Genomic DNA, 26085 nt, shown 5'->3' with positions numbered 1-26085 from the left:
GAGTGAGGAGCTACCACGATGACTGCTGAAATCCCCCAGAAGATGCGCGCCGTCCTCATGCGCGCTCCCCGCGACGTCGTCGTCGACGAGATCGACGTGCCTCGCGTCGTCAAGCCCACCGACGCGGTCCTCAAGCTGGAGGCCGCCTGCATCTGCGGCTCGGACCTGTGGCCCTACCGGGGTCTGCAGCCGGTGGAGAACCAGTACATGGGCCACGAGTACGTCGGCACGGTCGTCGAGCTCGGGGACGAGGTGAGCACGCTCACGGTGGGCGACTTCGTCATCGGCTCCTTCATGCTCTCGGACGGCACCTGTGAGATCTGCCAGGCGGGCTACACCTCGCGCTGCGTCAACGCCGGCAGCTACACCGGCTCGCAGGCCGAGTACATGCGCGTGGAGCAGGCCGACGGCTCCCTCGTCGTCGTCCCCGGAGGAAAGCCCGAGGACCCGCAGAAGATCGCCGACTACCTCGCGGCCTCCGACGTGCTGGGCACCGGCTGGTTCGCCGCCGTGGCCGCCCAGGCCGGCCCGGGCAAGACCATCGCCGTCGTCGGCGACGGTGCCGTGGGTCTCAGCGCAGTGCTGGCCGCCAAGGCCCTGGGCGCCGAGCGGGTCATCGCCTTCTCGCGTCACGAGGACCGGGCGGCGCTGGCCCGTGAGTTCGGTGCCGACGTCGTCATCGCCGAGCGCGGCGCTGAGGGTGCGGCGAAGGTCAGGGAGCTCACCGGCGGCTACGGGGCGCACGGCGTGTGCGAGGCCGTCGGCACCCAGGAGTCCATGGACCAGGCGATCGCCTCCTGCCGGCCCGGCGGCTACGTCGGCTTCGTGGGCGTCTCCCACGACCAGACGATCGACGGCCTGGGGCTGTTCATGGCCGAGGTGCACCTGCACGGCGGGCCGGCGCCGGTGCGCGCCTACCTGCCCGACCTCATCCGCCGCATCCAGGCCGACGAGATCCACCCCGGCAAGGTCTTCACCTCGCGCATCCCGCTCGCCGACGCCGCCGAGGGCTACAAGGCCATGGATGAGCGCCGTGAGATCAAGGTGCTGCTGGAGGTCTGACACGGCTGGCGGCGTCCCCGCGCCAGCCGCCCGGGGACGCCGCGGTAGCATCAGCCGCACATTCGTGTCAGAGGTCGGGGGATCGTTGTCCTATGCAGTACGTCGACTCCCGGCAGGTCCGCAAGGGCCGCGGCGCCTTCTTCACCCCCGAGCCCATCGCCACCTTCATCGCGCAGTGGGCGCTGCGCTCGCCCACTGACGCCATTCTGGAGCCCTCCTGCGGTGAGGCCGTCTTCTTGCAGGCCGCTGCTCGACGTATCGAGTCACTGGGCGGCAGGCCGACACCCCATCAGCTGCACGGCGTGGACCTGCATGAGCAGTCTGTACTCCGGGCACGCGACGCTCTTGCCGCCCGCGGCGTCCAAGCGACTGTGTCCGTCTCCGACTTCTTCGACCACACGGTCGGAGCGCCGGTCGATGCCGTCATCGGCAACCCGCCGTACATTCGCTACCAGGATTTTCACGGCAGGTCGCGCAGCAAGGCTCGCGCCGCCGCCCTGGCCCAAGGGGTGGCCTTGACTGCGCTCGCCTCCTCCTGGGCCGCCTTCACTGTTCACGCGGCCTCATTCCTCACCCGTGGGGGCCGGATGGGCCTCGTCCTTCCCGCTGAGCTGCTGTCAGCGAACTATGCGGCAGCCGTACGGGAGTACTTGTTGCGGCGCTTCACCTCGGTACGCCTGGTGCTATTCGCCGAGCGCGTCTTTCCGGACGTCCAGGAAGAGGTCGTTCTTCTCCTTGCGCAGGGATACGACGCCGAGCCAGGTGGGACTGACCACTTCGAGGTCGTCCAGCTCCACAACATGGAGGACCTCAGTCACCAGACACCTTCTCGCCGGTGGACTCCCACCTTCCCGGGCGAGAAGTGGACAACTGCCTTAGCAAGCTCGCCTGCGTACACCCAGCTGACCACCCAGGCGTCGGCAGTCTTCACCACGCTGAGTCAATGGGGGCGTGTGTCCCTGGGGACCGTGACCGGCGCCAACACCTTTTTCGCGCTGACGTCAGCGCGAGTCACGGAGCTGGGACTCGCACCGGCGGACCTGGTGCGTCTGAGCCCACCCGGCTCGACCCACCTGCGTCGCCTTACCCTCACCTCCGAGGACATGTCCCACCTCGACGCCACAGGCAAGCCAACCTTCCTCTTCTACCCTGAGGATGAGCCTTCCGCCGCGGGCTACGCCCTCATCCGGGCCGGAGAGGCGGCGGGCGTCTCGGACGCCTACAAGTGCCGTGTCCGCTCGCCGTGGTGGCGGGTTCCTCTGGCTCCACGGGCCGATCTGTTCATCACCTACATGAACGACGACTGTGTGAGCGTGTGCGCCAATGAGGCCAACGTCTTCCACCTGAACTCCGTCCACGGTCTCATCCTGGATGAGGGGCTGCGCGACCTGCCCCTGTCGCTGCTCGCGCTCGCCTCGCACAACTCGGTGACGGCACTCGGTGCGGAGGTCGTCGGCCGCGCATATGGCGGCGGCCTGCTCAAGCTCGAGCCCGCGGAGGCGCGGCGTCTGCCTGTTCCGGCGCCCGGTCTCATTCGCGCCCGGCTCGATCCCCTTCAGGCACTGTGGTCCCACGCGCGCGAGATGCTGGTTGAGGAGGGCGCCACCGCCCTCCGGCACGCCGTCGATGATGCTTTGGATCTGCCGAGGGTCGTCGGTGCCTTCGCGCTTGAGGAGATGCGCGACATGCGCGAGACCCTGACCCAACGTCGCCACTGCCGAAAGAAGACGGTCTGATGACACAACCCCGTTGCGCGCCTGCCACCTCCACGGCGACAGGATTCGCCCGCTACGACCGCATCATCTCCGAGCGCACAGCCCTGCCCGCATGGCGGGGCACCGGCCACGACCGGCACTATGAGGCGGACCTGGACCTGCTGGGCTCCATCCTCACGATCCCAGTCTCAGAGGGGGCCTCCACCCAGTCAGGGCTCCTCGGCAAGGGGCTCGACGCCTGGTTCGCACACGAGTTCCGCCGCGCCGGCTTCGATCCAGACAGGATCTGGCCCAGAGCGCAAGAGCCCCGTGTGCTGCCAAGCGACGTCGCCGCCCTGCTGGCAGCCCTCCCGAAGACGATCGCGGTCGATCTGCGAGCCCGTCTGACCAGGATGCCTCGCGTCGCCCCTCAGGACGCGACGATTCTCGGACGGGCATACGTCAAGCAGGTTGATGTGGTCATGTCCTCCTGGCGCACCGGGCCGGAGATCCTGCTGTCACCCAAGTCCCAAAGCTCGTCCTACGGCAATAACCTGTCCAACAGGTTTGAGGAGACGTACGGGGATGCCGGCAACCTCAGGGCGCGCTATCCCTTAGCCGCAGTCGGCTTCGCCTTCGTCGTCTCGACCTCCATCGCCGATACGCCCGCCCAGCTCGCCAAGGCCATCGACATGATGCGCAAGCAAGCTGCGAGACCGCGGCGACGGCAACGGCTACACCGCCACAACGCTCCTCGCCTACGAGCCACGCGCAGAGGGAACGACCGTCGTGCCGGATCTGATTCCGGCAGATCTCGGTGTCAACCCCTTCATGGAGACCATCCATGATCGACACAGTCCTCGAGGCCGCGCCGGCCAGTGAGCACCAGCTCGCGCGTCACCGACGAGACGGCTTCGTGCCGACCCACTGACGTCGGGGCTCACGCGCGGCAACCGCGAGCGCACCCACCCCGCCGTTACGCTCACGATATGAGCCCCACCACCTCCCCGCCAGCGGCGCTCCGGGGGCGGGGTGTCAGCCATGGCTCGACCGTATCGTGCGCAGGAGCGCGGATCGGGGATTCCGGCCGGTGACGCGTGCGGACGGTTCTGGTGCGAGGACCCCTGACCGGGGCCGTCGTGCGTCCGGTCGCGCAGCCGGTGCCCTGCTCAGTGAGTGGTGGTGGTGCGAAGGCTCAGGGGCCGTGCGGTTGTGACCGCGGTCTCGCCCGGGGGAACGAGGCGGGATGGTACGGAGGTAGTAGAGGGTCTGCCATATATGTGCCCAGCGGCTGAAGAGTTCCGTCCTCAGGCGTATTCCCGGTGATTTCCCAGGCTTCTACTGTGGAACACGTTTGCTGGTACGAGCTGTGATGGAGGAACCCTTGATGCCGACTTCCACCGAATCCGCCTATCCGGGACTGTCCGGGGCCGATGCGGCTTCGCCGACCGTGGTCGAGGCCCGCATGCTGTGCAAGGTCTACGGCACCGGCGGCGCGCAGGTCACGGCCCTGGACCATGTCTCCCTGGCCGTCAGTCGCGGCCAGTTCGTGGCGGTGATGGGTCCGTCCGGCTCGGGCAAGTCCACCCTGCTGCACTGCCTGGCGGGCCTGGACACCCCGGACGCAGGCAGCGTGTTCATCGCTGGGGAGGACCTGGCCGGGATGAGTGACCGCCAACTGACCTGACTTTTGACACTGTTAGTGACCCGTTTTGTTGGTGAGGCTGGCCAGGATGTTGGCGGCTTGGCCTTGGGGTTGGCTGGTGGCTGTGAGCTCGTGTCCGTTGATGTTGATGGTGACGTCGATGACGGGTCGTAGGGCTTGCACGATCTTCTTGATGGAGACACCGGTCGCGGCCTGGAGGTGGCGGGCTACGGCTAGGGCGGCGGTGACCACGGTCAGGTGGGCCTCGATGGCTTGGCGGGTGTGGTGGAAGACCGGGCGGGCGCGTAGGTCGTGTTTGGACATGCGGAAGGACTGTTCCACCTTCCACAGATTGTGGTAGTCGGCCACGATCTCGCTGGCGCTCATAGTGCGGGCGGGGATGTTGGTGACATAGCCCTTTAGCCCTTCTAGACGCCGCGCTCTGGCCAGGGCCTTTTCATCCAGGCCTCTTCCTGAGGAGCTGGTGGTGACAAACCTGGCTGAGCGCATGGCTTTTTCCCCGGCAACGATGGCTCTGGCCCGGTTTTCCTGGAGGGTAAGGGTCTTGCTGTCCCTGGCGGCGCGTTTACGCGAGTAGACCCAGATCGCCCGCCACGAGCCCGGGTGTGTCTGTGGGTGCCAGACCGGTTCGTCCTTGAGGTGCTGATTGCGTTCTTGTTTACCACCGTGGCGTGGGGTGATTGTGTCAATGGTCTGCCCGTCGGTGAAGCAGTCCCCGTGCCAGAAGAAGTGCGCTTGGAGGTCCAGGGGTGCCTTGGTCTGTCTGGCCCCGACAATGAAGCCGTAGCCGGCTTGGTCAAGCGCCTGCAAGTTAGCGCTGGAGAGCATCCCGGCATCAGCTACGACTACTAGGTGCTCCGCCCCGGCGCGTTGCTTGAAGGCCTCGATGGTAGGGATGAGGGTGTGGGTCTCGGCTTTGTTGCCTTCCCAGCAGGAGACCTCCAACGGGAAACCGTTACGGTCTGCTAGCAGGCCGACCAGGATCTGGGGATCCACGCGGCGTTCTTTGGAGTAGCCGACCTTGCGCAGCGCGTCTTCTTTCTCTGCTTCGAAGTACAAGGTAGTCACGTCGTACAACACCAAGGACACATCCCCACAGGCCAGGCAATGCTCCAAGGCCGCACGAGCCAGAGCAGAGCGGTAATCACGCTCCACGCAACGGGTCAGGGCACGAAAGTGGGTGCGTGAGTCAAAGGACTCCAGCCCCAAGCTGGTCAACATCGCTGCTATAGCGCTCTTGCTAGTGGGTTCGATCAGCCGGGCCAGGACAATCTGCTTGAAGGCCTCATCGTCCACCGCTTGGTCAAAGCCAAGATCCTGCCAAGCATCGCAAAGGACTTGCCACAACAAGCCGCTGCGGTGGGAAACCAGGTGCGCTGCGCCAATGGCCGTCTGCTGGTAGTCCCCATGCACACCCGGCCTGGAGCCTGCCGACCCCGACGGGAGGTCCAGGTCCAGCTGGAGCTGGCCGGGATGGAGCTTTTCTTGCGCGACCTGGACCAAGGCAGCAAGCTCGCCAGGGGTATGAGCAGAACCGATGTGCTCAACAACCTTGTTACGTCGGCCTTCCTTGACCGCGATCTGCACGGCCGTGGCCCCCGAGGCGGTACGCACTTGACGGATGAACGGGCTCACAAACCCCATCATAACCAGCCTCCTTAGTGACCCAACCCGCCCCCTGCAGCCGCACAAAATCAACGAAAACCCAACCAAAACCACCCAGCCCCACACCAAGTGTCAAAAGTCAGGACTGACGGCGGTGCGCCGTGACCGGCTCGGCTTCGTGTTCCAGGCCTTCAACCTGCTGCCCCAGCTGACGGCGGAGGAGAACATCCTGCTGCCGCTGCGGCTGGCGCACCGCAAGCCCGAGCAGGACTGGTACGACGCCGTCATCGACTCCCTGGGGATCGGGGACCGGCTCGGGCACCGGCCCAGTGAGCTGTCCGGCGGGCAGCAGCAGCGGGTGGCGGTGGCACGCGCCCTGGTGGGACGTCCGGAGGTCGTCTTCGCCGACGAGCCCACCGGAGCCCTGGACAGCGCCTCGGCCGCCTCCCTGCTGGAGACGCTGGCCCGCATGTGCGAGGTGCTGGGGCAGACGGTGGTCATGGTCACCCACGATGAGAACGCGGCCGAGGCAACCAACCGGATCGTCCGGCTGCGGGACGGGCGGATCGTCGGCGACGACGTGCTCGCCCGCCCCACCGGCCAGCACGCCGCCCCGGCAGCCGCCGTGCAGGGGGTGCGCTGATGCCCGCCATGCTCGACCTGCGCCGCACCGCGGCCGCCCTGGTGGCGATCGCCATGAGCGCGGCACTCATAGCCTTTGCCTTCGTCGTGTCCGACTCTTTCACTGCCCAGATGCGCAGCAACGCCGAGCTGTCCGTCGGCAGCGCCGACGTGGTGGTGAATGCCGGACGCCGTGCTGACAGCGGGGAAGGCCTTAACGACACCTTGGTCTCCCGGCTCGCGGGCCTCGACGGCGTCGAGTCTGCCCGTGGCGAGCACTGGGACGTGATTCAGCTTGATCTGTCAGTGGGAGATACCGCGGTGGTGACGCGTGACGTCCCCACGCTCGGCGAGCGTACGTCACTGATCGCCGGTCGGCTGCCCGACGCCGTCAATGAGGTAGCGATCAGCACCCTCTTGGCACAGATGCAGGGCCTAAGCGTGGGCGACACGGTCCGCCTCAAGAACGACTACTACGGCGACGTGCACACGAGCCCCATCATCGTCGGCATTGTCTCGCCCGGGCCTGACGCGGGGGCGCGCGACGAAGGTACGCAGGGAACCGTGTACGCAGTGCCCGAACAGCTGGCCGCCATGGGAGCGGACACGTCTTACTACAACATTTATGTGACTGCGCGTGCCGGTGCCAATACCGGCACGGTGCTGGACGAAGTCACGAAGACGGTACAAGCCACCCTGCCCGGGGCAGTCGTCTTGAGCGCTGATGAAGCCATAGCGCAGCGGGCCGCCTCATCCACCGTCGGCGCCACCGTCATCACCACGACTCTGAATCTGCTGGCACCCGTGTGCGCGGTGGTGGCGGCGATCGTCATCGCCACCACATTCACCACCTTGATCGCCCGCCAGACCCGCACGATCGGACTGCTGCGATGCATTGGTGCCTCCCGCCCTCAGGTAATGCGCTCCGTCCTGCGCACCGCCGCTCTTACCGGGTTGATCGGCTCCTGCCTGGGGGCGGCAGTCGGAGTCGGCGTGGCAGCAGCCGTGATCCGCTCGGGGATCATCAGCGGTCTGAGTACGGACCAGCTCACGATCACGCCACGGGGCCTCGTAGCCACGATCCTGCTGGGCACGCTCGTCACCCTCATTGCGGTGCTCCGGCCCGCCCGCCGAGCCTCCCGCGTCTCCCCACTAATTGCGGTCACCGGACTGACAGCGGCGCCGCAGCGGCGTGGCCGCGGACGGGCATGGGCGGCAGCGGGCGGCGGCCTGCTGGTAGTAGGCGGCGCCGCGGTCCTCATCTTCGGAGCGAGCACACAGAGCTTCTACGTCATGGTCGGTGGCGCCGTGCTGATAGCGCTGGGCATTCTGCTCGCCCTGCCGTTCCTGGTCGGGGTGTTGGTGAGCCTCGTGGAACGAATCGGCTCCGACAGTAGGTACCCGACCCTCCATCTGGCGGCACGCAACTTGAGCCGCAACAGGGGGCGCTCCACTGCAACCACCGCCACTTTGTTCCTGTGCATGCTGGTCGGCTCCGCGGTGCTCGTGGCCTTCTTCTCCGTCAACGACTCCTACCAGCGAATCCGGGCGGAGAACTCACCGATTGACATCACGATCTTCGGGGTGGAACCAGATACGGATAAGGAAGCGCTTACTGCAACGGTCGAGGCAGTTGATGGGGTAGAGGGGACCACCTTTGTTCCCGGCATGTACGTAGACATGACCGTGGACGGCCGCACCCAGCCGATCGGAGTCAGTTTCTTCAGCCCTGCAGATGTCTCTACTGTCTCTCGCTCCACCTCCGGCATGGAGGACCTTGACGATGATGTGCTGGTCGTCAACGACCACCAGGGTATCGCCGACGGTGCTCGGGTGACGCTGACCGGTCCGGCTGGCAGTGTCGAGCTAACCGCTCGCCACAACAATGCATGGTGGACTCCGGCCATCACTCCCGCTACGGCGCAACGCCTGAACGGAGGCGCGTCCACCGAAGCGGTCATGTGGGTGCGCACCACCGGCGACGGCTCCTCCAAGACCGTCGAGGACGCGGTCAGCCAGGCCATCCGCGGCCAGAACCTCATGGCTCAGGGCAGCTCCGAGGACCGCGACGAGTTCACGGCACTTCTCCAGCGCACCGAGCTCACCATCGGCCTGGTCATGGTCGCCGCCCTCGTGATCTGTCTGTCCGGCATGGCGAACACGACCGACGTTTCTGTGGTGGAGCGAACCCGAGAGATCGGGCTTCTACGTGCCATCGGTTCTGACCGCTCTGGAATCCGCAGGCTCGTCGTCACCGAGGCGGTACTGCTGGCACTAATCGGCGGCGTCCTGGGCATCATCGCCGGAGCGCTGCTCGGAGCGGTCGGATCGCTTGCCGCCATGGGCAACTTCGGCCTCCGCGTGAGCCTGCCTTGGTTCCCACTGCTCGGCCTACTGGCGATCACGGCACTCATCGGAATTGGTGCATCCCTGCGACCTGCCGGCCGCGCGGCTGCCGTTCCTCCGGTCATTGCCCTCGCGCAAGAGTGACGTTGGCGGTCGGGAAGAAGGAGGACTGCCAGCCCTTCGTACACCGTCGTCCACCACGCAGAGCATGACAGACTTCCGGCTCTTCGCGGTTGAGGGGGTGGGTGGCTGAGCGTGTCGGTGGCGGGGTAGGGGGCGAGGTCTTCCGATGATGGGAGCTCTGACACACCCACCGGGAAGACCTCGACGTGCTTGATGCTACCTTCGCGACCCCTGACCTGACAGCCTTCGACGAGGTTCATCTCAGGTGCCCGCGAAAGTGGTTCGGTGCCTCATCTGGAACTGCCCGCGAGTGTCGCGGATCGTGGTGGGCATGGGGAGTGGGTTGTCAATGCAGGTCAGGGCGGAGATCACTAGGAAGTACGCAGGGGCGTGTGCCAAGGCGTCGAAGAAGGACAAGGGGAGGATGCTGGATGAGGTGTGCGCGGTGACCGGTTGGAGCCGGGATAACGCCAGGAGGCGCCTGAGGGCGGTGGCCAGGCGCCCTTCCAGGAACTGGCAGGTTAGAGGACCAGGGTGCGCAAGTACTCCTACGACGCCTTAAAGGTCTTACAGCGCGTGTGGGCGGCCAGCGGCGGACAGTGCGGCAAGTACTTGAAGGTATCAATGCCGCTGCTCCTGGACCTGCCGGAGGCCGCGGGCGAGCTCGTAGACGGTCAGGGCCGGCACAGCCAGGCCGTGCGCCGTGAGCTGGAGCAGATGAGCGCGGCGACCATCGACCGTTGTCCCGCCCCTGCCAGGGCCAAGGACCGGCTGCGCGCCAAGAGCACCACGAAGACCGGACCGCTGCTGCGCAGCCCCATCAGGACCCGCAAGGCCGACGACGAGGTCGAGCGGTCCCCGGGGTTCTTCGAGGTCGATACCGTCGCCCACTGCGGCCCGCTGCTCAAGGGCGAGCTCGCCGCACCCTGAGCATGACCGGCATCTCACCGGCTGGACCTTCACCCGATCCATCCGCAACAACGCCGAGACGCACATCAAGGCAGCCCTGGACCAGGCCGTGGACGATATCCCCTTCCTCACCACGGGAATGGACGTCGACAACGGCAGCGAGCTCATCAACCACGAGGTGGTCAAGTGGGCAGCGGACCTGGACATCTATCTCACCCGAGGCCGTCCACACACGAAGAACGACCAGGCCACCATCGAGTCCAAGAACAACCACCTGGTACGCCACTATGCTATTACCACCGCTACGACACCGACGCCGAGCGGGAGGTTCTGAACCGGTTGTGGGTACTGGTGGACGCGCAGGCCAGCTACCTGACCCCTACCAAGAAGCCCATCGGATGGGGGCACCGACAAGGCCGGCAAGCGCAAGCGCCTGTACGACGCCCCCGTGTCCCGCTGGACCGGCTGCTGGACACCGACGTACTGACCGACAAGCACAAGCAGGAGCTGACCGCCTACCGCAACCAGCTGAACCCGGCCGCCACCACCCGTCGCACCGGCCAGCCCCAGGACCTGCTCATCGCTCTGGCCAAGGACAAGACCGACCAGCTCCACCTCGCCCAGCTCCCCAGCGTCCCGCCCGACGCCCACAAGGGCACCCGCATCAAGAAAGCCACCTCCTAGACCCCCACAGCCTCGCGGGCACTTCCAGATGAGGCACCGAACCACTTTCGCGGGCACCTTGACATGAGGCACTCCGCCTTCTGCCGTCTCGACGAGCTCGGTCTGGTGGCCGTGGGCCGGCGTCTGGAGGCGGACCGGGCGGGGAAGCGAGTGCCGGGTTGCTCAACCAGATCCTTGGTGCCGGGGCTGCGGCGGCAGGGCGCTGTCGCGTGGAACCGACACGCGATGGTTCGTGCACGAGCCGTTGGGTCACCGCCCGACCGCGCTGCTGGTGCGTGTGCGGCGCTGCACGTGTGGTGGGTGCGGGCGCGCCTGGCGTGAGGACCTGACCTGTGCAGCAGCGCAGCGGGCGAGGCTGTCGTGTCGCGCGATGCGCTGGGCGTTGGAGGCGCTGGTGATCGACCACCTGACCGTCTCGCGCATTGCCGCAGGTCTGGGGGTGTCGTGGCACACGGTCAATGACGCGGTGCTGGCCGAGGGCAGGCGTGTGCTGATCGACAGGCCGGGCCGGTTCGACGGGGTGAGGGTCATCGGGGTCGATGATTGCCCCGCGCGCTACGCTCTCTAGCGGGAGGTGCCCCCTGTTGTGTGGCGCCACACGCTCAAGGGGGGCGGCAAGGTGCGTCACCATCGGTCGTCGACCTGACCCCTCTCAGGGACGGCACGGGCCCGGCTCGTCTGCTTGACATGGTTTCCGGACGCTCCAAGCAGGTGCTCAAGGCCTGGCTGGCTGCGCGCCCCCAGGCCTGGAGGCAGGGCATCGAGCCGGTCGCCATGGACGGCTTGACCGGGGTGCCAGGACCGCCGCCAGCGAGGAGCTGGCTGAGGCCAGGGCGGTGCGCGGCCCCCTTCCACGTGGTGCGCCTGGCCGGTGACGCGCTCGACTCCTGGCGCCGGCGTGTCCAGCAGCAGCTGCACGGCCGGCCAGGGGCGCGCTGGTGACCTGCTGCACACCGGCGCGCCGGATGCTGCACACCGGTGAGGACCTGCTCACCGGCAAGCAGCGCGCCCGCCTGGAGGAGCTGTTCGCCCACGATGAGCACACCGCGGTCGAGGTCACCTGGTGGATCTACCAGAGGATGGTGGCCGCCTACCGCCATCGTGACAGGGCCCAGGGCAAGACCCTCATGCACAAGCTGATCACCAGCATCTCGCACGGCGTGCCACCCGAGCTGAGCGAGGTCACCGTCCTGGGGCGCACGCTGCACACACGCGCCACCGACGTACTGGCCTGCTTCGACCACCCCCGCACCTCCAACGGACCCACCCAAGCCGTCAACGGCCGCCTGGAGCACCTACGCCCCGCCGCGCTCGGCTTTCGCAACCTCACCAACCACACCACCCGAGCACTGCTAGAAGCCGGCGGGTTCCGCCCCCTGCTACACCCTGGATCGTGAAGAGCCCTTCTACGCGTTCTGCCACGCACCTCGCACAGGTACAGTAAAAGTCACCGCCCAGCGCCCTCCACCCTGGTTAGTGACAAGCTCTCCGCCCAGAGTCTCTACCCGTCGGCGGGCACCCTCCAGACCGATTCCCGACGAGAGCGCGACATCCTTCGAGGGGTTCACATCAACGGGGTTCGTTACCATACATTCGAGTGCATGGCCATTGGTCTCAACCGTTATTCGGACTCGACCATCGGCGGATGTATACTTAGTAGCGTTATCAATAAGTTCGTTGACCACCCGCAACACCTGTTGCTGCATACCCGGAGTGAGGACTCCCTCACTCTGAAATAGTTCTGTCCCTTCAACCTCCAACGAAACTCCACGTGCCTCTAGCACGCGCCGCGCATCCGCGAGCACTGATGTAATAGGCCGCGGCGATGTGACAGACGAAAGCAGCACAGCGTCATCATTGTCCGTCGCGGTTATATTCTGCAGGCTGCGCCGTAGTTGGCCTACGGCCATGCGCACGGGTTCGATCACAGCATCAAGTCCACGCACAAGATCATCGTCTTCTGGGTGAGCGAGTTTCAATTGCTCGGCAGTCATTACCGCGTAGGCGAGGTCACGCGCGACCGTGTCATGTAGCTCGGAGGCGATAAGCCGACGCTGCCGCACCAGCGCCTGACGCCTGTCACGAACGTTTTCGTTGGCACGGTCGCGCTGACGGCGCAATAGTTCACCCAGCACCACACAGGGAATCCCAACAAGCACTATCCAAATAAAACCATTAACCCATTGCCCTTGACGTGCCGCGACCCAAACTACTGGAACAGCAACCAGATACGCGAAGCAATAGACTATCCACCTGGGGCAACCGCGAGCGATCAATACGCTAATGACACTCCATACCGCCAGAGTCGCAACGATACCGGTGTCCTGTTCAACAGATGAAGCAGCCCACGTCGCCGCGACGCCCAGCAACATGCCGACTACCGGCATCGCAGAGAACACAGGGAGCGCAATGCAGGAGAGCACCGTCAGCCCAACTGGCACCGGTTCGTGAGGCAGTCCCGTGAAGAGGTATGCGAAGACCAAAAGGAACACGGCCACACCCAGGTGCAGCAGGTGTGTCCGGCGGGTTGGTCGCCACAGACCCGGCTCCTCCTGCGCGGGCAGGAGGGATGAGTGCAACGAGACGAGGGACGAACGTAGCGAAGAAAACACGGACACGGTGACAGCTCCCGACGGGAACGGGTTCGCGCCTAACCTTAGGCCATGCCTACTCCTGACGTCCTCCCCTCGGCAGGCGGAGCCAGCGATGCCCCCATCCGGGTGGTCGCCGTGGACAACGACGTGTACGTCCTGCACGCGCTGCGCACCTACTTGGAGAGCGCGCCCCAGATCGAGCTGTTGCGCGCCTTCAAGTCCGCCACGGACGCACTGGCCTTCCTGCGCGGCAGGAACGTCGACGTCGTGCTCACCGATGTACGCATGCCCGGCATGGACGGCCTCGAGCTGCTGTCGCGCATCAAGCAGGAGTCTCCAGAAATAGCCGTGGTACTCCTGACCGGCTTCGACGATGACACCGCCATGTTGACTGCGTTGACTCAGCACGCCAACGGCTTCCTGTACAAGACCGATGAGCCGAATGAAGTCGTCCGTGCCATCGTCGCCGCGCACCACGGCGGCACCAGCATCTCCCCGGACGCTGCCTCCAGACTGGTCGCCGACCACCTGCGCCCGGTGCAGCGAAGGAGGGCTCCCGACGGCGTCACCCCGGCCGAGCAGAACGTCCTGGGCCTGCTGTGTGAGGGCATGTCCAACGCAGAGATCGCGGAGAAGCTGTTCATCGCCGAGAGCACCGTCAAACGCCACGTGTCGAGTCTGATGCACAAGTACGGCGTCGATTCACGCCTGCGGCTCGTAATTGAAGCCACCAAGGCTCAACATCCGTAGCCTGAGACCGTCATCACCTAGCTGTACTGACCGGGGATGTTGGTTGAAGGACTGTGATCCAGACGTGTGACGAGGGGAGGGCCTTGCTGGTTGAGTGGGACTCGCATCAGCGCCACGTCAAGCCAGGAAGGCCCTCCTTGTGTCCCACGCTGACGCAGCCCTGACCCCACGTCACCGTCTGAAGGTGGCCCGTCTGGTTGTCGACAACGGTGTGCCTGTCTGTGAGGTCGCCGCCAGGTTCCAGGTCTCGTGGCCTACCGTCAAGCGGTGGGCCGAGCGCTACCGGGCCGGCGGGCCAGTCGATGCAGGACCGCTCCTCGCGGCCCCACCGCAGCCCTACCAGGACCCCGCAGCGCGTTGTGCGACGCTGCGTGAGCCTGCGCCTGCGGCTGCGCGAAGGACCCGTCCAGCTCGCTGCCCGCCTGGGTATCGCCCCGTCGACCGTCACACGGATCCTGACCTCCTGCGGGCTCAACCGGCTGGCCCACGTGGACAACCGCCTGTCGGCCTGCGAGAGGGCCACCGGCCAGCCTGTGCGCCGCTACGAGCACGACCACCGGCTCACTGATCCACGTCGACGTCAAGAAGATCGGCAACATCCCCGACGGCGGCGGCTGGCGCTACGTCGGGCGCCAACGGGGCACACGCAACCGCGCCGCCACCACCAGCAGCCCCAACGGCAAACGCCGCGGGACAGGCCTGGGCTACGCGTGCGTGCACCGGCTCATCGACGACCACTCACGCGTGGTCTACAGCGAGGTCCACGACGACGAGATGGCAGCCACCGCCACAGCCGTGCTGGAGCGGGCCGTGGCATGCCTCGCCGCCCGGGGCGTGCGCATCGAGCGGGTCCTGTCCGACAACGGGCCGGCCTACAGGTCACGCCGGTGGCACGCGCTGTGCCGCCAGCACCCCATCACGGTGAGCAAGACACGGCCCTACCGGCCACACAGGGCGGCAAGATCGAGCGCTTCCACCGCACCCTGGCCGACGGCTGGGCCTACGCCCGCTGCCACACCAGCGAGCAAGAGCGCCGCGACGCCCTGCCCGGACGGATCCACCACTACAATCACCACCGACCCCACCAAGCCTGCAACGGCAAACCACCCATCACACGCTTGACCAACCTCCCCGATCAGTACGGTCTGGAGAAGTCTGTGTGTTCGATGTAGTGGACAGTGGGAAGGAGTAGGGCAGACGAGCCTGCTTCACTCCTGAGCAATCGCCGTGACTGCAACTACCGATGCGGCACGGTTGCTGGGGCGCAGTGCGGCGAGCACGCCGACCGCCGCGGCTACGAGCAGGATCGCCACCAGCCATAGCCAGGGCACCCGCAGTACCAGGTCCGACCCGGTGTCGGCGCCCATGGCAGCGGCTACGCCCGCCAGACCCAAAACCGTGCCCAAGAGGACTCCAATCACGCCGCCCAGCAGCGAGGTCAGTGCCGCCTCGGTGATGAAGAGTCCTCCTACCTGACGCCGTTGCACGCCGGTGGCCCGCAGCACACCGATCTCTCGGACCCGTTCCAGCACGCTCACGTCCGTGGTATTGGCCATGCCGGACAGGGTGATCAGGAGCGCGAAGGCCAGTACCACGACGATAACCGCGATGATCCAGTTGATGTAGTTAGTGAATGTGGTGCGGCTGGCTGCAGCGGTCGTGATGACGTAGCCTTCCCCCTGTAGGAGTTGACGCACCTGCGAACCCGTCGCGGCGTTACTGCCGTCGCCGACGGTACGCACCCACAGGGATGAACTCGTTAGGTTGTCTCCGACCAGTTTCTTTGCGACCGCGGGCGTAATGACCGGCCCGAAGCCGCCCTCCTCCACATGCACGGTCAGCTCGGCACTGCCCGCAGGCCCCGTGAGCGTCACGGGCGTACCCTCCGGAAGGTGATAGATCCCTCCAACGATCAGTGTGTTGTCATCAAGTCCCTCCAACCCCGTGTGGGAACGAATGACCGGAGAGACCTCAGCCACATCCACCGCGGAAACGGTAATCTCATTTCCTCCAATCGTCTCCGGAGAAATCCTCACATCCAGCATGGATACCAGCACCGTCCGGTCAACGTCGTCCACGTTCTCTACCCGGGCGGTCAGTGCTGACGTATCGGCATCGGCGGGAATTGCGTTGACCCGGATGTCTATGGGACTGCCGCTATTGACATAGCCATCCATTGATGCCCGTACGCTGGCAAGACCGGTGACCAGAGTGGAGGCCACGGCCACAGAAACCAGCAGCGAGGCGGTAGTAGCGGCTGCGCGCCCCGGGTTACGGGCCAGGTTACGGGTGGCGAGTTGCAACACTGGCCGACGCGCTCCGCCGACGAGTCGCTCCGTGGCACGGGAGGCACCAATAACCAGCAGCGGCAGCCCTGCCAGTACACCCAGCACCAGAATGACCGCGCCGACAGCCGTGTACTCAACGGCCCGCACTTGAATGCTCAATCCAGTAATGACCAAACCGATCACTACTACCACCAGTCCCACGATCGCGCCGATCACGCGCCGACGGCTGAGCGAGCGCTCATCGCTCACCTGTCCTGTCAGGGCCACCAAGGGGGAGACCCGGGTGGCGCGACGGGCCGGACGCAGCACCGCCACCAGCGTCACTACGGTGCCGAGGAAGACCCCTAGGAGAAGCGACCGTGATGAGACTGTGAAGTACCGCCATTCCAGGCCCTCAACCAGGCCTGCGCGTGACACCAGCGCGGCCAATCCAATGCCAAGCCCGGTACCCAGCACCGAGCCCACCAGCCCGGTGATCAGCCCGGTGCGCAGCACCGATCCGAGCACCTGGCGCCGGGTGGCTCCGATGCAACGCAACAGACCGGTCTGTCGCGCCTGCCGAGCTACCAGAGTGCTGAACGTAGTCGCAATCACTATTCCCGCAACCACAGCACACGCCGGTCCCAGCAACTGGAACAGTGTCATCGTCAGCGAATCCACCGCACTCTGTTCAGAGGTCCGCATTACCGCGATATCGGAAGCGGTGTAAACACCCGCGCCCGGCTGAGAATACTTAGCAGCCTGCTCGACCGAATTCATGAGCGTAGCGGAATTTGCGCCCACAGAGCCCGTCACATATAGAACAACAGGAGTCTCCGGCACCCCGAGTACCGCACGTTCTTCCGCAGTCGCAAAGACATACTCGCTAGCCGCACCGCGTCGGGTTATCTCAGCACCGGCTTGAATTATGCCCACAACCGTTGCGGTCGAACTATTCTCAGCTTCAGTGAACGCTTTTTTGAAGGATACGGTACTTCCAACTTCAAGGTCCTGGGCCTGCGCAGCGGCCGGGGAAAGGGCTACCTCTCCCTCCTTCTCCGGCAGACGTCCCGACATCAAGCGTGTCCCACCACCTATTTCGGGTACCTCGAGCACGAAGGGATGTGTGCTATATGCGGAACCCGCCGGGTGCACAATCCAAGTCGAGCCCTCAATGTAGGGACGCACGCTGGCCACGCCGTCGGCGGCGGCGACATCCCGGACCGCCTGTTCGGGCAGGGTCCCGTCCGTGGCGTCGTCATGGCTGTCGGCGATGACGACCACGTCGGCGTCGCCGACCGAGGCGCGAGCCGCCGCCGTCATCTGGGCGGTCGAAGAATCGGAGATGATAAGGCTGACAACTATGAGTGCGGCGCTCATGGCGATCGCCACCAGGGCGGCCGCGGTGCGGCGCAGGTCGAGCATGGCGGGCATCAGCGCACCCCCTGCACGGCGGCTGCCGGGGCGGCGTGCTGGCCGGTGGGGCGGGCGAGCACGTCGTCGCCGACGATCCGCCCGTCCCGCAGCCGGACGATCCGGTTGGTTGCCTCGGCCGCGTTCTCATCGTGGGTGACCATGACCACCGTCTGCCCCAGCACCTCGCACATGCGGGCCAGCGTCTCCAGCAGGGAGGCGGCCGAGGCGCTGTCCAGGGCTCCGGTGGGCTCGTCGGCGAAGACGACCTCCGGACGTCCCACCAGGGCGCGTGCCACCGCCACCCGCTGCTGCTGCCCGCCGGACAGCTCACTGGGCCGGTGCCCGAGCCGGTCCCCGATCCCCAGGGAGTCGATGACGGCGTCGTACCAGTCCTGCTCGGGCTTGCGGTGCGCCAGCCGCAGCGGCAGCAGGATGTTCTCCTCCGCCGTCAGCTGGGGCAGCAGGTTGAAGGCCTGGAACACGAAGCCGAGCCGGTCACGGCGCACCGCCGTCAGTTGGCGGTCACTCATCCCGGCCAGGTCCTCCCCAGCGATGAACACGCTGCCTGCGTCCGGGGTGTCCAGGCCCGCCAGGCAGTGCAGCAGGGTGGACTTGCCCGAGCCGGACGGACCCATCACCGCCACGAACTGGCCGCGACTGACGGCCAGGGAGACATGGTCCAGGGCCGTGACCCGCGCGCCGCCGGTGCCGTAGACCTTGCACAGCATGCGCGCCTCGACCACGGTCGGCGAAGCCGCATCGGCCCCCGACAGTCCCGGATAGGCGGATTCGGTGGAAGTCGGCATCAAGGGTTCCTCCATCACAGCTCGTACCAGCAAACGTGTTCCACAGTAGAAGCCTGGGAAATCACCGGGAATACGCCTGAGGACGGAACTCTTCAGCCGCTGGGCACATATATGGCAGACCCTCTACTACCTCCGTACCATCCCGCCTCGTTCCCCCGGGCGAGACCGCGGTCACAACCGCACGGCCCCTGAGCCTTCGCACCACCACCACTCACTGAGCAGGGCACCGGCTGCGCGACCGGACGCACGACGGCCCCGGTCAGGGGTCCTCGCACCAGAACCGTCCGCACGCGTCACCGGCCGGAATCCCCGATCCGCGCTCCTGCGCACGATACGGTCGAGCCATGGCTGACACCCCGCCCCCGGAGCGCCGCTGGCGCGACGACCTGCACCTGGCGCACACCATCGCGGACCAGGTGGACCCGCAGACCCTGGCACACTTCGACCACCAGGACTTCGCCGTCGAGACCAAGCCGGACCTCACCCCCGTGACGGACGCGGACCGTGAGGCCGAGCGGCTCATCCGCGACTACCTCGGGCGGGCCCGCACCCGCGACTCCGTGCTCGGCGAGGAGTACGGCACCTCGGGCCACTCCCCGCGCCAGTGGGTCATCGACCCGATCGACGGCACGAAGAACTTCGTGCGGGGCGTGCCCGTGTGGGCCACGCTCATCAGCCTCGTCGAGGACGGCGAGGTCGTCGTCGGCCTCGTCTCCGCACCCGCGCTGGGCCGCAGGTGGTGGGCGGTCGCGGGCGGCGGGGCCTGGAGCGGACGCTCCCTGTCCGCCGCCCGGCAGCTGCACGTCTCAAGCGTCGCCGGGATGGAGGACGCCTCCCTGTCCTACTCGTCCCTGTCCGGCTGGGCCGAGCGCCGTCGCCTGCGCGGGATGCTCTCGCTCATGCAGTCCTGCTGGCGCACGCGCGCCTACGGCGACTTCTGGTCCTACATGCTGCTGGCCGAGGGCGCCGTCGACCTGGCCGCCGAGCCCGAGCTCGAGCTGTACGACATGAGCGCCCTCGTGCCCATCGTCGCCGAAGCGGGCGGCACCTTCACCTCGCTGGCCGGTGAGCCCGGTCCCTTCGGGGGTGACGCGCTGGCCACCAACACGCTCCTGCACGAGGCCGCCCTGGCCCTGCTCGATCACGAGACCGACTGAGGCCTGTCGGTCCGGGGCCCGGGACCGCTGAGGGGCCGACGGCGGCCCACCGCGCGCAGCCCCACTGAGGGCGGGGCCACAGGGCCCGGCACCCGCCCATGCGCCGCGCTGGCGGTAGCCTGCCGGAAGAACCGTCCGCGCTAGCACTGGAGCGCCATGAACTGGCTGCACGCTGTCATCCTCGGCATCGTCGAGGGCATCACCGAGTTCCTGCCCGTGTCCTCCACCGGGCACCTCAACATCGTCGAGAAGCTCCTCGGCTACGACATCAACACGGTCGGGATGACGGCCTTCACCGCCGTCATCCAGGTCGGCGCGATCCTGGCCGCCGTCGTCTATTTCTGGTCCGACATCGTGCGCATCGTCGCCGCCTGGGGCCAGGGGCTGGTGCGCCGCGAGGCCCGCGAGAACCCCGACTACACGCTCGGCTGGGGCATCATCCTGGGCTCGGTGCCGGTGGCCGTCGTCGGCCTGGCGCTCAAGGACTTCATCGAGGTCACGGCCCGTTCCCTGTGGGTCATCGCGGGCGCCCTCATCGTCTGGTCGGCCGTCATGTGGTTGGCGGACCGCCGGACGGACCTGAGCAAGGGCATGCGGGACGTGACGGTCAAGGACGCGCTCATCATCGGCTGCTTCCAGGCGCTCGCACCGGTCCTGCCGGGCATCTCCCGCTCAGGGGCGACGATCTCCGCGGGACTGTTCCTGCGCTTCGACCGCGTGACGGCCACGCGCCTGTCCTTCTTCATGGGCATCCCCGCGCTCGTGGCCGCGGGCCTGCTCGAGGCGGTGGGCGAGGCCGACCACATCGCGGCCACGGTCGGGTGGGGGGCCACGCTCATCGCGACCGTGGTGTCCGGCCTGGTCGCCTACGCGACCATCGCGTGGCTGCTGAGGTTCGTCTCCTCCAACACATTCACGGGCTTCCTCGTCTACCGCGTGGGCCTGGGCGCGGCCATCATGGCGCTCGTCGCCTCCGGCCTGGTGACGGCCTGAGAGCAGCGGCGGCGCGAGGGGTGGGCCGACGGCACGGGACGTGTGGGGCGGTCACCAGCCCGCTGGTGCACCGTCGTCGGCCGTCAGTCCCAGGGACATCTCCCTCGCCCACTGGGGGTGATGAGCCCTCCGTGACGACTCGTGCGAGGATTCATGTCAGTGCCGCATGAGATCGTCTTCCCATGCGCATCCTCCACACCTCCGACTGGCACCTGGGGCGGACCTTCCATGGCCGTCCACTCGAGGATGCGCACGCCGTCTTCATGGACCACCTCGTCGAGCTCGTCCACAGCGAGAAGATCGACGCCGTGCTCGTGTCCGGTGACGTGTACGACCGCGCCGTCCCACCCACAGACTCGGTGCGGCTACTTGATGACACGCTGCGGCGTCTGACCGAGTGCACGCGCGTGGTCCTCACCCCCGGCAACCACGACTCCGCCCGACGCCTGGGCTTCGCCTCCGGGCTGCTGCGCGAGGGCCTGGTCATCCAGGCCCGCACCGACTCCGTGGGTCGCGCCGTGGCACTGCCGGAGGCCGACGGCGGCCCCGGGGCCCTCGTCTACGCCCTGCCCTACCTGGATCCGGACACGGCGCGCGCGGGATTGCCCCGGCTGCTCGCCGAGTACCTGGGCGAGCACGGTGAGGAGCCCGGGCAGGCGCCGACTGTGGCGCGCTCGCACGAGGCGGTCGTCTCCGGCGCCCTGCGACTTATCGCCAAGGACCTCGCCGCGCGGCGCACGGGTGCGTCAGTGCGCGTGCCCGCGGTGGTCATGGCCCATGCCTTCGTCTCTCCCGCAGGCGCCGGGGAGGCAGTGCAGACAGTGCAGACGACGGAGTCCGAGAGGGACATCAGGGTCGGTGGCGTGGACCTCGTCCCCTCACAGGTCTTCGCCTCCCTCGGCGGCTCCCCACTCGCCGGGCAGGCGGGTGCTCTCGACTACGTCGCCCTCGGTCACCTCCATCGCCCCCAGGTCGTCAACCTGCCCGAGCACGTGCGTGGGCAGGCGGCAGCGGACGGCCTCCCCCTCCCCGTGCTGCGCTACTCGGGCTCGCCCCTGCCCTTCTCCTTCTCCGAGGCGCCCTTCACCAAGTCCTCCGTCATCATCGAGGTCGGTTCCGACGGCGTGAGCAGCACCGAGCTCATCGACACGCCCGTGCCCCACCGGATCGAGACGGTGCGCGGAACCATGCAGGAGCTGCTGTCCCCCCACTACGACGCCCTGACCGACGCCTGGTTGCGCGTGGAGCTCACCGGGGAGCTGCCCGTCAGCGCGGTGGCCCGCCTCAAGCAGCGCTTTCCCCAGATGCTCGCCTTCAGCAGGGTCGCCCCGTCCGAGCGGCCGCGCGAGCACGCGGTCATCACCCGTCAGGCGGACCCGGTGGAGGTCGGTGGACGTTTCCTTGCCGCGGTGGGCGGTCGCGAGCCCAGCGAGGCCGAGACGTCCCTCCTGCGTGAGGCCTACGAGGCCGTTCGCGCAGCTGAAAGGAGCCAGTGATGCGCCTGCACCGCCTGACGATGACCGCCGTCGGCCCTTACGCGGGCACCGAGGTCATCGACTTCGACCGCTTCACCTCATCGGGCCGCTTCCTCCTGACCGGCCCGACGGGCTCGGGCAAGACGACGATCATCGACGCCATCGTCTTCGCCCTGTACGGGGAGGTCGCCGACTCCACCGACTCCTCGAAGGACCGCCTCCGCTCCCGCCACGCCCACCCGGGTCAGGAGAGCGTCGTCGAGTTGGTGTTCTCCGTCGGCTCCGGCCTGTTCAAGGTGCGGCGCACGCCCGAGTACGAGCGGCCCAAGAAGCGCGGCACGGGCACCACCACGCAGAACGCGACCGCTCACCTGTGGCGGTTGTCGAGCCTGGAGGAGCAGGCGATCGACAAACCCGAGGAGGAGCCCGTCGCGGTGGGGCCGCGCGAGGTCGGCCCGGAGGTGTCGCGGATCGTGGGGCTCACCCGCGAGCAGATGACCCAGACGGTCGTGCTGCCGCAGGGCAAGTTCGCGCGCTTCCTGCGCGCCTCCTCCCAGGAACGCCATGTGCTGCTGCGCGACGTGTTCGGCACGAACGTCTATGACCGGATCCAGGACGAGCTCGCCGAACGCTCACGCGAGGCCCGCCGCCGGGCCGAGGCCGCCCGCTCCGCCCTCGTCGGTGCGGTCACGCGCCTGCTCCCGCTGCTGCCCCCGGAGAAGTCCGACGGCGGGGCCGGTGTGGGCAGTGCCGACGGCGGGGCCGACGCGGGTGAAGGGCCCGGCGCGCAGGACGGCGTGACATCCGGGTCCGATCCCGGGGGCAGTCGTGCTGAGCAACTGGAGGCCGCCGTCAGCGGACCGGTCCCGGACGAGGTGGTCCTCTCCCGCCTCCTCGATGAGGCGGTCGCCGTCTCGCAGACCCGCGTGAGAGCCCAGGAGGCCGTCCAGGAGCAGGCCGCCGGGCGGCGGGACGTTGCCGCCCGAGACCTCCAGGCCACCCGGGAACTCGCCGCCCTCATCGACACTCGCGCGAGGCTCCTCGCTGAGCAGGCCCGGCTGGAGGATTCCGCCGAGGCCGACGACGCCGACGCCGAGCGCCTCGCCCTGGCCGAGAGGGCCGCGCGCGTCTCCTCCCCCGCAGCCGTGGCGCAGCGTCACGCCCGCAGGGCCCTCGACGCGCTCGACGCGTTGGAGCCGGCACTGAGCGCGCTTCCCAAGGCGGCGTCGGACATCCCGCCCGCCCCTGCGGAGCCGGGGGCGCCGGCATCGCCCGGGGCACCCGCGGATCCGGAGGCACCGGGGGCGGCCGGGACACCGCTGCCCCGCACAACCCTGCGCGGCGCACGCTCACTGAAGACGCTACGGCCCCTGCTCCTCCAGTGCGCCGACACCGCCGCGGATGGCAGCGCCGACGCCCCGGCGGACGGCCACGCTTCCAGGGCGATGGCCCCCTCAGACCTCGACGTCCTCACCGCTGCGTCCAGGGCCGGCGCCGAGGACCTGGACGCAGCGGCCGACTCAGAGAGGCTCGCCGCCGGAGCCCTGCAGGCCCTGGTCGAGTCCGAGAGCTCCCTGCCCTCCCGCCGAGACGACCTCGCCCGGGCCCGCACGGCTCACACCGCCGAGCTCGACGCGATCGCTCGGGACCGAGACGCCCTGGCCGAGCGGCCCGCCCACTACACCCGGCTCCAGGAGTCGCTCGCCGCCGCCCGTGCCGCCGAGTCACTCGTCCCGGCACTCGTCGCCTCGCGCGACGCCGCCCACGCCCGGCACGAGGCCGCCCTGCGCGTCGCCCGGCTCAACGAGCAGGCCCTCTCCGCCCAGGAGGCGGTCACCGCCGCACGGCGCGCAGCGGAGCAGGCAGCGGACGACCTCCACACCCGACGGTGGGCCTGGATCGCCCTGACCGCGGGCAGCCTCTCCGCTGACCTGCACGCCGGTGAGCCCTGCCCCGTGTGCGGCTCGACCGAGCACCCCCACCCCGCCCCGGTCGAGGAGGGCACCGTCAGCCGCGCCGACGTCGAGTCCGCCGAAGCCGCCGAGAAGCAGGCCGCCGCCGTTCTGGCCGACCGGGCCGGCGACCTGGACTCCCTCAACCGGCAGCGCGCCACCGCCAAGGAGGAGGCCGGCGGGCTCGACGTCCGCGCCGCAGCCGACGCCCTCGCCACCACCGAGGCCGAGCTCTCACAGCGCCAGACGCTGGCCGGAGACGTCGAGGCCCTGGCGGCCGCCGTCGAGGGCTTTGCCCAGGAGACCTCCGCACTCACCGAGGCCCTGGCCGCGCGCCAGGCCGCCGCCACCACCCAGGCCCAGCACCTCGCCGAGACCGAGCGCCGGCTGACCGCCGAGGCCGAACGCCTGGCGCGGGCGCGCGGGAGTGAAGCCTCCGTCAGCGCTCGCTTAAGCACGATGACGGCGCGCGCTGATGCGCTCGCTGCGGCCGCCCGCGCCCTACGCGGTGCCGTCGATGCCGTGCAGGCCACCGTGCAGGCAGGGGCCGACCTCCACACGGCTCTCGACAGCGCGGGCTTCGACTCACTCGCCGCAGCCCGCAACGCGACCCTCACCACGGTAGAGCTCAACGCCCTCCGGGACCAGGTCACCGCGGTGGCCGCTGCCCGTGAACGGGTGAGGCAGGGGCTGGCGGAGGCCCCGGTCGCCGCGCTCACCGGTCAGGAGACCGCCGACGTCGCGGCCGCCGAGGCCGCCTACGCCGACGCGGACGCCGCGCACACCGAGGCCGTGCGGGCCACCGAGCAGGCCCGCGGCGCCCACCGGGCCCTGGAGGAAGCAGCCCAGGGCGTGCGCGACGCCGCCGCCGACCTCGTGCGCACGGGTGAGGACCAGCGGTCCCTCCTGCGCGTCGCCGAGCTCGCCTCCGGGTCCAACGACCAGGCCACCCCGCTGGCGACATGGGTTCTCGTCGAGCGCTTCCGTGAGGTCCTGGTCTTCGCCAACCAGCGGCTGGCTGAGATGTCCGGCGGGCGCTTCGCGCTGACCAGCACCACCGAGGAGGCCGGCTCCGCGCGGCGCAAGGACCGGGGACTCGGGCTCGCCGTCATCGACCACCACGCCGGCGGAGGCCAGCGCGACCCGAGAACCCTGTCCGGCGGGGAGACCTTCTACGTTTCACTCGCCCTTGCCCTCGCCCTCGCCGACGTCGTCACGGCGGAGGCCGGCGGCATCAGCATGGAAACCCTGTTCATCGACGAAGGCTTCGGCTCCCTCGACCCGGAGACCCTCGACAACGTCATGGCGGAGCTCTCCCGGCTCCAGGCCGGCGGACGGACCGTCGGTATCGTCTCCCACGTCGAGGAACTGGGGCGCCAGGTCCCCGACCGCGTCGAGGTGCACCGCACTGCCGTCGGCTCCACGCTCACCATCCGAGCCGGATAGCATCCCGGGCCGGCAGTGCCCGCTCAGCTGATGTCGGCTGCCACAGCCCGCCTCTCGGAGGCGTCGAACCACAGCAGGTCCGCCTCCGCCGCCCGCTCGAAAGCCTCCTCGTCACCCGCGCGGGCAGCCGCGACATCCGCCTGCGCCTCAGGCTCGTCCACGAACAGCGCAGCGACGTTCTCCCACGTCACCGGGACCAGGAGCTCCACCGTCCCAGGCAATACCTCGTCACCGGCCTCGAGCTCGCGCACATCCCCGTGCTCGACGTCGGCGGCGATGACGACGCGTCGGCTCGAAACCGCCTCATTGCCCGGCTCGGCCAGGAGCACGAGGGAGGAGTCAGCCGCGCACAGGCTCGCGGAGACCTCCAGGCCCTCCTCGTCCTCCTCGGGCAGTGCCCGGGCGAGGGCCTGGGTGGCGGCGTGCGCCAGGCGCGGGGAGATCTCGGGGGCGGATAGATCGGCGGCCGTCGCCGGCAGGTAGATGCGCATGGGGCCAGTGTGCCCCAGGGCCACCCCA

21 protein-coding genes and 2 pseudogenes are annotated in these 26085 nt (G+C 68.0%); 18 read left to right on the top strand and 5 right to left on the bottom strand.

Going from position 1 to position 26085, the window contains the following annotated elements; genetic code table 11:
- Nucleotides 1-18 precede the first annotated feature (18 nt).
- From ID810_RS02595 to ID810_RS02580, 4 genes are all read left to right on the top strand, one after another.
- Entirely contained in the window at nt 19-1062 is a 1044-nt protein-coding gene (locus tag ID810_RS02595; protein WP_166855319.1) for a zinc-binding dehydrogenase, read from the top strand.
- Nucleotides 1063-1154: 92 nt separating this feature from the next.
- Nucleotides 1155-2798, top strand: a complete 1644-nt coding sequence (locus tag ID810_RS02590; RefSeq protein WP_166855321.1) for an HsdM family class I SAM-dependent methyltransferase — start codon at nt 1155-1157, stop codon at nt 2796-2798.
- Nucleotides 2798-3604: a hypothetical protein gene (locus ID810_RS02585; protein WP_166855323.1), complete on the top strand. Its 807-nt coding sequence runs from the start codon at nt 2798-2800 to the stop codon at nt 3602-3604. The genes ID810_RS02590 and ID810_RS02585 overlap by 1 nt, the downstream gene beginning before the upstream one ends.
- A 539-nt stretch (nt 3605-4143) precedes the next feature.
- A complete protein-coding gene (locus ID810_RS02580) occupies nt 4144-4443 on the top strand; it encodes an ATP-binding cassette domain-containing protein (RefSeq protein WP_195858797.1) in 300 nt (99 codons plus the stop codon).
- Nucleotides 4444-4455: 12 nt separating this feature from the next.
- On the opposite strand, the gene ID810_RS02575 is transcribed toward ID810_RS02580, so the two are convergent.
- Nucleotides 4456-6057: an IS1634 family transposase gene (locus ID810_RS02575; RefSeq protein WP_166858839.1), complete on the bottom strand. Its 1602-nt coding sequence runs from the start codon at nt 6055-6057 to the stop codon at nt 4456-4458.
- A gap of 115 nt (nt 6058-6172) precedes the next feature.
- Between ID810_RS02575 and ID810_RS02570 the strand changes: the two are divergent.
- From ID810_RS02570 to ID810_RS12750, 8 genes and pseudogenes are all read left to right on the top strand, one after another.
- Nucleotides 6173-6670 (top strand): annotated as a pseudogene (locus tag ID810_RS02570) (ABC transporter ATP-binding protein); the annotation flags it as partial.
- Complete coding sequence (locus ID810_RS02565) at nt 6670-9138, top strand: FtsX-like permease family protein (RefSeq protein ID WP_166858826.1); 2469 nt, start codon at nt 6670-6672, stop codon at nt 9136-9138. The pseudogene ID810_RS02570 and the gene ID810_RS02565, both read left to right, overlap by 1 nt.
- Before the next feature lie 513 nt (nt 9139-9651).
- Nucleotides 9652-10047 (top strand): hypothetical protein, encoded by a 396-nt coding sequence (locus ID810_RS12350; RefSeq protein WP_235931773.1) that lies wholly within the window; start codon nt 9652-9654, stop codon nt 10045-10047.
- A gap of 88 nt (nt 10048-10135) precedes the next feature.
- Nucleotides 10136-10360: a hypothetical protein gene (locus ID810_RS12345; protein ID WP_235931771.1), complete on the top strand. Its 225-nt coding sequence runs from the start codon at nt 10136-10138 to the stop codon at nt 10358-10360.
- Nucleotides 10361-10377: 17 nt separating this feature from the next.
- The gene (locus ID810_RS12340; RefSeq protein WP_235931769.1) at nt 10378-10710 is read left to right on the top strand and encodes a hypothetical protein; all 333 of its coding nucleotides are present in this window, start codon (nt 10378-10380) and stop codon (nt 10708-10710) included.
- A gap of 394 nt (nt 10711-11104) precedes the next feature.
- A complete protein-coding gene (locus tag ID810_RS12760) occupies nt 11105-11278 on the top strand; it encodes a hypothetical protein (RefSeq protein ID WP_413227909.1) in 174 nt (57 codons plus the stop codon).
- A 119-nt stretch (nt 11279-11397) separates the two neighbouring features.
- Nucleotides 11398-11652 carry a transposase gene (locus tag ID810_RS12755; protein WP_413227908.1) on the top strand — a complete coding sequence of 85 codons (255 nt, stop codon included), beginning with the start codon at nt 11398-11400 and terminating at the stop codon, nt 11650-11652.
- Nucleotides 11653-11675: 23 nt separating this feature from the next.
- Nucleotides 11676-12107, top strand: a complete 432-nt coding sequence (locus ID810_RS12750) for a transposase (protein WP_413227907.1) — start codon at nt 11676-11678, stop codon at nt 12105-12107.
- 9 nt (nt 12108-12116) lie between these two features.
- Here the strand turns inward: ID810_RS12750 and ID810_RS02550 are convergent, their stop codons facing one another.
- Nucleotides 12117-13328: a sensor histidine kinase gene (locus ID810_RS02550; protein WP_195858796.1), complete on the bottom strand. Its 1212-nt coding sequence runs from the start codon at nt 13326-13328 to the stop codon at nt 12117-12119.
- Between the two features lie 45 nt (nt 13329-13373).
- On the opposite strand from ID810_RS02550, the gene ID810_RS02545 reads away from it, so the two are divergent.
- Both ID810_RS02545 and ID810_RS02540 read left to right on the top strand, forming a co-directional pair.
- Nucleotides 13374-14054, top strand: coding sequence for a response regulator (locus ID810_RS02545; protein WP_166858830.1), 681 nt, complete (start codon nt 13374-13376; stop codon nt 14052-14054).
- A gap of 139 nt (nt 14055-14193) precedes the next feature.
- Nucleotides 14194-15226 (top strand): annotated as a pseudogene (locus tag ID810_RS02540) (IS481 family transposase).
- Nucleotides 15227-15262: 36 nt separating this feature from the next.
- Here the strand turns inward: ID810_RS02540 and ID810_RS02535 are convergent.
- Together ID810_RS02535 and ID810_RS02530 are read right to left on the bottom strand one after the other, a co-directional pair.
- A complete protein-coding gene (locus tag ID810_RS02535) occupies nt 15263-17755 on the bottom strand; it encodes an FtsX-like permease family protein (RefSeq protein ID WP_166858832.1) in 2493 nt (830 codons plus the stop codon).
- Complete coding sequence (locus ID810_RS02530) at nt 17755-18543, bottom strand: ABC transporter ATP-binding protein (RefSeq protein ID WP_195858795.1); 789 nt, start codon at nt 18541-18543, stop codon at nt 17755-17757. Before ID810_RS02530 ends, ID810_RS02535 begins: the two co-directional genes overlap by 1 nt.
- A 344-nt stretch (nt 18544-18887) precedes the next feature.
- Between ID810_RS02530 and hisN the strand changes: the two genes are divergently transcribed.
- From hisN to ID810_RS02510, 4 genes are all read left to right on the top strand, one after another.
- Nucleotides 18888-19700: a histidinol-phosphatase gene (gene hisN, locus ID810_RS02525; protein WP_166858808.1), complete on the top strand. Its 813-nt coding sequence runs from the start codon at nt 18888-18890 to the stop codon at nt 19698-19700.
- 156 nt (nt 19701-19856) lie between these two features.
- A complete protein-coding gene (locus ID810_RS02520) occupies nt 19857-20693 on the top strand; it encodes an undecaprenyl-diphosphate phosphatase (RefSeq protein ID WP_166858807.1) in 837 nt (278 codons plus the stop codon).
- Between the two features lie 182 nt (nt 20694-20875).
- A complete protein-coding gene (locus tag ID810_RS02515; protein ID WP_166858805.1) occupies nt 20876-22189 on the top strand; it encodes an exonuclease SbcCD subunit D in 1314 nt (437 codons plus the stop codon).
- Nucleotides 22189-25566 (top strand): AAA family ATPase, encoded by a 3378-nt coding sequence (locus ID810_RS02510; RefSeq protein WP_166858803.1) that lies wholly within the window; start codon nt 22189-22191, stop codon nt 25564-25566. Before ID810_RS02515 ends, ID810_RS02510 begins: the two co-directional genes overlap by 1 nt.
- A 23-nt stretch (nt 25567-25589) precedes the next feature.
- Here ID810_RS02510 and ID810_RS02505 read toward each other — a convergent pair whose 3' ends face one another.
- The gene (locus ID810_RS02505) at nt 25590-26057 is read right to left on the bottom strand and encodes a DUF6912 family protein (protein WP_166858800.1); all 468 of its coding nucleotides are present in this window, start codon (nt 26055-26057) and stop codon (nt 25590-25592) included.
- Nucleotides 26058-26085: the final 28 nt, after the last annotated feature.

The organism is Actinomyces respiraculi, from assembly GCF_014595995.2.
Lineage (GTDB): Bacteria > Actinomycetota > Actinomycetes > Actinomycetales > Actinomycetaceae > Actinomyces > Actinomyces respiraculi.
This window is presented reverse-complemented; position numbering and strand designations above follow the sequence as displayed.